Source organism: Brasilonema octagenarum UFV-OR1, from assembly GCF_963888615.1.
Lineage (GTDB): Bacteria > Cyanobacteriota > Cyanobacteriia > Cyanobacteriales > Nostocaceae > Brasilonema > Brasilonema sennae.
Genome location: NZ_CAWPKW010000014.1, coordinates 1 through 954 on the forward strand (window position 1 = coordinate 1; position 954 = coordinate 954).

At 41.4% G+C, this 954-nt stretch carries 1 pseudogene; it reads left to right on the forward strand.

The features are described 5' to 3' along the window. Positions 1–954, forward strand: a pseudogene (locus AC5590_RS00735) (ATP-binding protein); the annotation flags it as partial.

Below are 954 nucleotides of genomic sequence, written 5' to 3' on the forward strand. Positions count from 1 at the left end.
GAAGGAACGCAATTTGACACAGATACTTTCTTAGTTAAAAGTGGTAGTCTACCAGCAAATATTTCTTACGCCGCCCATATTCAAGTCACGCGAATTGAGCCAGAAGAATACTTACCACCGCAACCAGGAGACACCGTCAATCTGGCTGTGGATGATGATTTAAAACGTGCTTTGCACTTTGATGGCATGGAAAAACGCATCAGCGCAGGGACGATGCGTAACAGTAGCCCAGCTTATTTGAACTATGAGTTTATTGATGGTTCAAAAGGCGCTCATATAAATATTTCCGGTGTATCAGGAGTGGCGACGAAAACATCTTATGCTCTATTTTTACTCCAGGGTATTTTAACTTCTGCTGCTTTGGGTTCCCATCGCGCTAACACTAAAGCCTTGATTTTTAACGTCAAAGGTGAAGATTTATTTTTCTTAGATAAGCCGAATGCCAAACTCAAAGAAGAAGATTTGGCGGAATACAAAAAATTGGGAATACCCGCAGAACCTTTTAAAGATGTGCGTTTTTGTGCTGCACCTAGGAGAACCAGTCACGATGTAGACCCGCATTTAGACCAACGCCCTGATAATATTTCAGTTTACCTGTGGAGTATTAGGGAATTATGCCGCGATCGCCTCTTTAGTTTCCTCTTTGCTGGCGAAGATTTAGAAAGAGGGAATTTAGGATTTTTAGTATCTGTTGTAGAGGAAAGATTAGCACGTTTAGCAGAAGAAAACGATAGACGCAAGCGAGGAGTTCATCTAGATGTAGAAGAACCATTTGGCGCACCACAAAAAAGACAGGTGAAAACCTTTAGAGATTTAATTGAATTTCTAGAAGATAAACTAGTCGAAAATGTAGACAATGGCTGGTTAGGGCGAAATGTTGCCTCAACTGCTGAAGCTTTAATTCGTCGCTTGTGGGGAATTAGTGACGAAATGGGTCACTTAATTCGCGGAGAT